At 68.7% G+C, this 6,576-nt stretch carries 4 protein-coding genes, 1 tRNA gene and 1 pseudogene; 4 read left to right on the top strand and 2 right to left on the bottom strand.

The genetic code is table 11. The annotated features are described in order from the left end of the window. Positions 1 to 42 precede the first annotated feature (42 nt). Positions 43 to 126: transfer RNA gene (locus AC2VOR_RS16585), tRNA-Tyr, on the top strand. 418 nt (positions 127 to 544) lie between these two features. On the opposite strand, the pseudogene AC2VOR_RS16590 reads toward AC2VOR_RS16585, so the two are convergent. Together AC2VOR_RS16590 and AC2VOR_RS16595 are read right to left on the bottom strand one after the other, a co-directional pair. After that, positions 545 to 1,024 (bottom strand): annotated as a pseudogene (locus AC2VOR_RS16590) (Rieske 2Fe-2S domain-containing protein); the annotation flags it as partial. A 166-nt stretch (positions 1,025 to 1,190) separates the two neighbouring features. Then, positions 1,191 to 3,455, bottom strand: coding sequence for an MMPL family transporter (locus AC2VOR_RS16595; RefSeq protein ID WP_486964144.1), 2,265 nt, complete (start codon positions 3,453 to 3,455; stop codon positions 1,191 to 1,193). A gap of 146 nt (positions 3,456 to 3,601) precedes the next feature. On the opposite strand from AC2VOR_RS16595, the gene AC2VOR_RS16600 reads away from it, so the two are divergent. The 3 genes from AC2VOR_RS16600 to AC2VOR_RS16610 form a co-directional block, all read left to right on the top strand. Next, complete coding sequence (locus AC2VOR_RS16600) at positions 3,602 to 3,826, top strand: hypothetical protein (RefSeq protein WP_486964145.1); 225 nt, start codon at positions 3,602 to 3,604, stop codon at positions 3,824 to 3,826. A 341-nt stretch (positions 3,827 to 4,167) separates the two neighbouring features. Next, positions 4,168 to 4,467 carry a DUF1490 family protein gene (locus tag AC2VOR_RS16605; RefSeq protein ID WP_369740741.1) on the top strand — a complete coding sequence of 100 codons (300 nt, stop codon included), beginning with the start codon at positions 4,168 to 4,170 and terminating at the stop codon, positions 4,465 to 4,467. Between the two features lie 61 nt (positions 4,468 to 4,528). Then, positions 4,529 to 6,576 (top strand): copper-translocating P-type ATPase (locus tag AC2VOR_RS16610; protein ID WP_486964146.1); only part of this gene is annotated, 2,048 nt, incomplete at its 3' end.

The following is a 6,576-nucleotide window of genomic DNA, read 5'->3' on the forward strand; positions in this document are numbered from 1 at the left end:
CCGTTTGTGCTTTGTCTACCCGTTCGTTGTAACCTGTCTGGCGGCAGGTTGCCCGAGCGGCCAATGGGAGCGGACTGTAAATCCGTCGCGAAAGCTACACAGGTTCGAATCCTGTACCTGCCACCACCAGGCAGGCCTCCAAGGTCAGTAGCCGTACCGATCCGTGAACACCGGGGTATGAAGCTCGGTGTCAGCCTGTCCGGCGAGGACGTCGCGGTGCTGGACGCCTACGTGGAGAAAGCCGGTTTGCCGTCGCCGTCCGCGTCTCTGCAGCGGGGCGTGCAGATGCTGCCCTACCCCGCCCTCGAAGACGACTACGCCCAAGCCTGGTCGGAGTGGTCGAGTGCCCAGCACGTCGGACGGCGTCGTTGTAGGCGCTTGCCGGGCATTGCCACGACTCCGCCCGATAACGGAGATCTGCACCTTCTCGATCGGGGTGGCGAAGCGCAGGCGGGCCCGCCGCGGCAAAGCGGCGCCTCGGAGTGGCGTCCACGGCGTCCGTGCACAGTGGCGGTACCTCCCACCCCTGCCGCAAAACTAGAACGCGCCATTCGGTCCACGTGTCGCCGTAGGCCTCGGGGATGTCGGGGATCTGCAGTTGCGGGGGTGGCGGGTTGCCCTCGGGGTCGTGCCAGACGAACAACAATCCGCCGCGCACGTCGGTGGTCCACGAACGGGTGCGGGCAAACCGTGACGTGCGCTTGGCGTACGGCACCTGTTGGCATCTCCCGTCGCCGCTCCAGCGCCAGTCGTGGACCGGACACGCGACCGCACCGTCCTTGATCGTGCCCTGCGACAGGTCTCCGCCCATGTGCCGGCAGTAGGCGTCGAGAACGTTTGGGGTGCCATCGCTTTGGGGGTCGGCGAAGACGACCAGCTTGGTGCCGAACGCGTTGATCGCGTGGGGCTCGCCGTCGAGGAAGTCCTCGACCGGGCCCAGGCAGTGCCAGCCGCGGGCAAACCGTGTCGGCGGGTCGCCGACATCGATCTCCCGGATGCCGACTCCGGTGGTATCGGTCTTCACCGTGTGCCCCCGCTCTACACGACGACTAGAACACGTTATAATTCCGTCTCTTTGTTGAGCAATAAGCACAGGCCATAACCGCTAAATTAGTGCCTTATGGCCCTTATTACCTTTATGGCTTGTCGCGACGCGTCGTCCTGCGGTAGGGGAGTAGGCGACGCCGGGGTCACCCGTCGAGCGTCGCGCGCGGCGCCGCGGCGGGGCGTTCGTGCCGGCCGGCGGACTCCTCGATGCCGATGCGGGCGTGCAGCCAGGCCAACGGTTTCGGGGCCCACCAGTTGGCCCGGCCGAGCACGTGCATGACGGCCGGAACCAGAATCATGCGCACCAGGGTGGCATCGGCGAGCACGGCCAGCGTCAGGCCCACTCCGAACATGCGTATGAACGAGACCTGCGAGGCGCTGAGCGCCGCGAACGCCACGGCCATCACCAGAGCCGCGGCGGTGATCACCCGGCCGGTGTAGGCCACCCCCAACGCGATGCTTTCGTCGTTGTCGGCGTCGGTTTTCCGGGATGCGAGCCAATGTTCGCGAATCCGCGCGATGAGGAAGATCTCGTAATCCATCGACAGCCCGAAGGCGATGCAGAACAGCAGGACCGGCATGTTGGCGACGAGCCGTCCCGTCGGCGTGATCCCCAGGCCGCCGAGGTGGCCGTCCTGGAAAATCCAGACCAGCGCCCCGAACGTCGCCGACAGCGACAGGACGTTGAGCACGAGCGTCTTGACCGGCAGCACCACGCTGCCGGTCACCAGAAACAGCAGGACCGCGGTGATGACGGCGATCAGGCCCAGCACCAGCGGCAGCCGCGCGGTGATCCCGTCGACACCGTCGCGGTTGGTGGGGCCCAGCCCCGTCAGCTGAACCGGTCGCCCGCGCGGACCGTCGACCGCGTGCAGGCGGTCGAGTTGCAGGTCGGACGCCCGGGAGTACGGCGCTGCCGTGCTGGTGACGGTGAGAAACGCGCTGCCGTCGGCGATTCCGGTCGGCGCGGCCGGCGGGCCGACGGCGTTTCCCGCGACGAACGTCGCCGCCGGTGCGGTCACCGCGGAGACGTTGGGCACGCGGGACAGGTCGGCGGCGTAGCGGTCGAGGTCGTCGGCGTCGAGGTCCCGCGCGTCGGGGATGACGACCTGCACCGTCGTGGCGACGTCGTCGGCGAAGTCGTTGCGCAGCTGATCGCCGACCTGGTGCGCCGAGGCCGAACGCGGCAGGACCCGGTCGTCGGGAAAACCCCACTTCACGCCCAAAAATGGAGCGCCGGCCAGCGCCACCAGGGCGGTGACGGCGAGGCCGACCGGCACGGCGTGCCGCATGACGAACCGGGTGGATCGGTACCAGAACAGTTGCTGTACCGGTTTACGGCCGTGCTCGTGACGCCGCAGCATTCCGCGGAGCAGTCGGCGCATGTCCATCGCGTCCAACCGCGGACCCAGCCACACGATGGCCGCGGGTGTCACCACGACCGCGGCGACGGCGGCGAATGCGACGGTCGCGACGCCGGCATAGGCGAACGACCGCAGGAAGTACATCGGGAACAGCACCATCACGGCCATGGACAACGCGACGGTGGTCGCCGAGTACAGCACCGTGCGCCCGGCTGTCTGCATGGTCCGGATCAGGGCCCGGTCGGGAAGGCTGCCCCGGGCCAGCTCGTCGCGGTAGCGGCTCACGATCAACAGCGTGTAGTCGATCGCCAGCGCCAAACCCAGTGCGGTGGTGAGGTTGAGCGCATAGACCGACACCTCGGTGGTGAAGGTGAGCAGGCGCAGTATCGACATGGAACCGACGATCGCCGTCAGGCCCACCGCGATCGGCAACGCGGCCGCCAGCAATCCGCCGAACACCCAGATCATGGCCAGGAAGCTGAGCGGGATCGCGATCGATTCCATCGTCAGAAGGTCGTGCTCGATCTGCTCGTTGACCTGTGCGTAGGCCACCGCCAAGCCGCCCGCGCGGACGGTGACGCCGTCGCGGTCGTGCACCGATTCGGCGCAGAGCGTTCGGGCGTGTTTCTGCGCGTCGTTCTCCCCGCCCCTGAGGTTCGCGACGATCAGGCCGGATTTGCCGTCTTTGCTCACCAGGTGCCCCGCCGATTGCGCCGCCGATGTCCACGGCGAGGAGACATTGAATACAAACGGTGAGCGCTCCAAATGGTCGACGATGTCGGTCCCGACGGTGCGCGCCGGCGTGCTTTGTGCGCCGCCGGGAGCGGTGACCACGATCAGAAGTTGCTGTTCGCTTTCCCCGAACTTCTGCTCGAGCAGCCGACTGCCTTTGCTGGATTCCGACGCGGGGTCATAAAACCCTGCGGCGGACAGATCTTTGGCGACCGGTGACCCGAAAGCGACGGCTCCCAGGAAGACCAGCAGTGCCACCGCGATCACTCGCCGCGGCGCGGCCAATGCCAGCAATGCAATCCGACGCGGCACGCTCCCCCTCTTCCCCCGATCCTCGACGCGGCGCATCTCAGGGCCGGGCTTGGCCACGCACGCGGCGGGACATCGATCCGAAAGTAGCATTGGTCACCGGGCGTGCGAGCTTCCGAACGTGCTTGTCGCGCCGCGGTTCCACGCGCGTGGGGCAGTGCGTCGGCGCGTTCGCGGGGGAGTGGCCGGCGGTGTTCGTGATCGATTCAATCCTCGACATCGCCGCCATCACTGTGTTCAATCATTGGATCTTTCGCGCTGTATGTGCCTACTGGCATGAGCTAACGCCTGCCCGGCGCGGGCAGGCGCAACGAAGCGCGCGCGACAAATTCACCCAACTCTTTGGCGAAATCGGCACCGCTAAGACCGACTAGTGTCCGTCAAAATACCCAATCGCAACGATCCGTACAAGTTAACGGGTCAAAGCGTCGGGCGAGATGGCCGTCGACCTAATAGGCAAAGCTGCGTCGACGATTTCGCATTGTCACGATCACGGGACGTGATGGCCATTGTTCAGTGCGCCACCCACCTTTTCGCCAGAAATACGGACGGCGGCGTGATGTCGAGCGGAAGGACGCACGCAGTTGACGGAGATACCCTGTGGGGGTATGTTCATTCGCGTGGTACCCCAGATGGGGTGGGGGGTATAGTCCCGGGCGAGGTTCCGGGATGGCCCCCGGCGGTGATCGTCGTCGACAGAAGGGAAGTGACCGGCATGGCTTGGCAGGGATTGGTGGGTAAGGCGGTGCCCACGCTGGTGACCGGTGTGGTGGGTGCTGCGGCGTATGAGGCGTTGGCGAAGGCGCCGTGGCGCAGGATGACGGTGAGCGCTGCTGCCGTGGGTTTGCGCGGGGCGCGTGCGACCGAACGGGTGACCAGGGAGGCCGCCGAGAGGGCGCGGTTGGCGACGGCCGATGTGCTCGCCGAGGCGGCCGAGCGCGTCGGGGAGCGTGTTCCCGCACCGGCGGACTCTTCTTCGGCTGCCGGCCACGGGGGTGACGATGCCTGCCACTGACACGGCGCTTGACGCTGGGGCCGGCGCCACGTTGCAGGTCGTCTCCCAGGGGGGCGGGCGGATGCGGGTGCGCGCCCGCGGGTTTGGGATGGATTCGGCGCTGGCGGTGGCGATCGAGGAGACGGTCGCGGCGGTGGCCGGGGTGCGGGCGGTGCAGGCCTATCCCCGGACGGGGTCGGTGGTGATCTGGTATCTGCCCGATGACTGCGACGTCGCCGCGGTGTTGGCGGGGATCGAGGCGGCCCGGGACGTGCCCGCGGAATCGCTGCCCGCCCGCGCCCCGTATTCGGCGAGTGTGGGTGAAACCGGGGTACTGGCGCGGATCGCGGCCGGACTTTTGCGTGCGCTGGGCGTGTCCACGGATGCGGGCGCCCCGAAGTCCGACGGTGGGGGTAGTTGTCATCAGCCGGCGCCGTCGTGTCACGGGGCGCCGGCCGCCGATGCCAAGGGTGAGCAACGCAAGTGGTTGCGACGGGTGTGGCTGGCCGCGCCGTTGGGGCTGGTGTCGATGGCGGCGCCGATGGTGTTCGGCGGCGCGTGGGCGGGGTGGTTGGCGTTTGCCGCGACGGTGCCGGTGCAGTTCGTGGCGGGCTGGCCGTTTTTGGTGGGGGCGGTGCGGCAGGCGCGCGCGGGATCGGCGGGCATGGACACCCTGATCAGCCTGGGCACGCTGACCGCGTTCGCCTACTCGACCTATCAGCTGTTCGCGGGCGGGCCGTTGTTCTTCGACACCGCGGCGTTGATCATCGCGTTCGTGGTGCTGGGCCGCTACTTCGAGGCCCGGGCCACCGGCAAGACCCGCGAGGCGATCAGCACGCTGCTGGAGATGGGCGCCAAGGAGGCCTGCCTGCTCGTCGACGGTCAAGAGGTGCTGGTGCCGGTGGAGCGGGTGCAGGTCGGCGACGTGATGCTGGTGCGGCCCGGGGAGAAGATCCCCGTCGACGGCGAGATCGTCGACGGGCGCGCGGCCGTGGACGAGTCGATGCTGACCGGCGAGTCGATGCCGGTGGAAAAGACGGTCGGCGACCGGGTCGCCGGGGCCACCGTGAACACCGACGGACTGTTGACCGTGCGCGCCACCGCGGTGGGCGCCGACACCGCGCTGGCCCAGATCGTGCGCCTAGTCGAGCAGGCCCAGGGCGGCAAGGCGCCGGTGCAGCGGCTGGCCGACCGGGTGTCGGCGGTGTTCGTGCCCGCGGTGCTCGGTGTGGCCGCGCTGACGTTCGCCGGGTGGGCGCTGTTGGCGGGCAACCCGATCGCGGGGATGACCGCGGCGGTCTCGGTGCTGATCATCGCCTGCCCGTGCGCGCTGGGCCTGGCCACCCCGACCGCGATCATCGCCGGCACCGGTCGCGGCGCGGAGATGGGCATCCTGGTCAAGGGCGGCGAGGTCCTCGAGGCGTCGAAGAAGATCGACACCGTCGTGTTCGACAAGACCGGCACCCTCACCCGGGGCCAGATGCGGCTCACCGACGTCATCACCGACAAGAAGCGCGACGTCGACCTGGTGTTGCGGATCGCCGCCGCGGTCGAGTCGGGTTCCGAGCACCCCATCGGCGCGGCGATCGTCGCCGGCGCCCGCGAACGCGAGCTGGCCGTCCCGGCCGCCGCGGCGTTCACCAACCTGGCCGGCCACGGCGTGCGCGCCGAGGTCGAGGGCCACGCGGTGCTGGTCGGGCGGCGCAAGCTGGTCGAGGAAAACGACCTGCGCCTGCCCGAGCAGCTCGCGAGCGCGGCCGCCGACCTCGAAGCACAGGGCCGCACCGCGGTGTTCGTCGGTCGCGACGAGCGGGTGGTGGGTGTGCTGGCGGTGGCCGACACGATCAAAGACGACGCCGTCGCGGTGGTCCGCCAGTTGCACGCCATGGGGCTGCAGGTCGCGATGATCACCGGCGACAACGCCCGCACGGCGGCCGCGATCGCCGAGCAGGTCGGCATCGACCGGGTGCTGGCCGAGGTGCTGCCCGAAGACAAGGTCGACGAGATCCGCCGCCTCCAGGACGAGGGCAGGCGGGTCGCCATGGTCGGCGACGGCGTCAACGACGCCCCCGCGCTGGTGCAGGCCGACCTGGGCATCGCGATCGGCACCGGCACCGACGTGGCCATCGA

This window comes from Mycobacterium sp. TH-M103 (genome assembly GCF_057473785.1).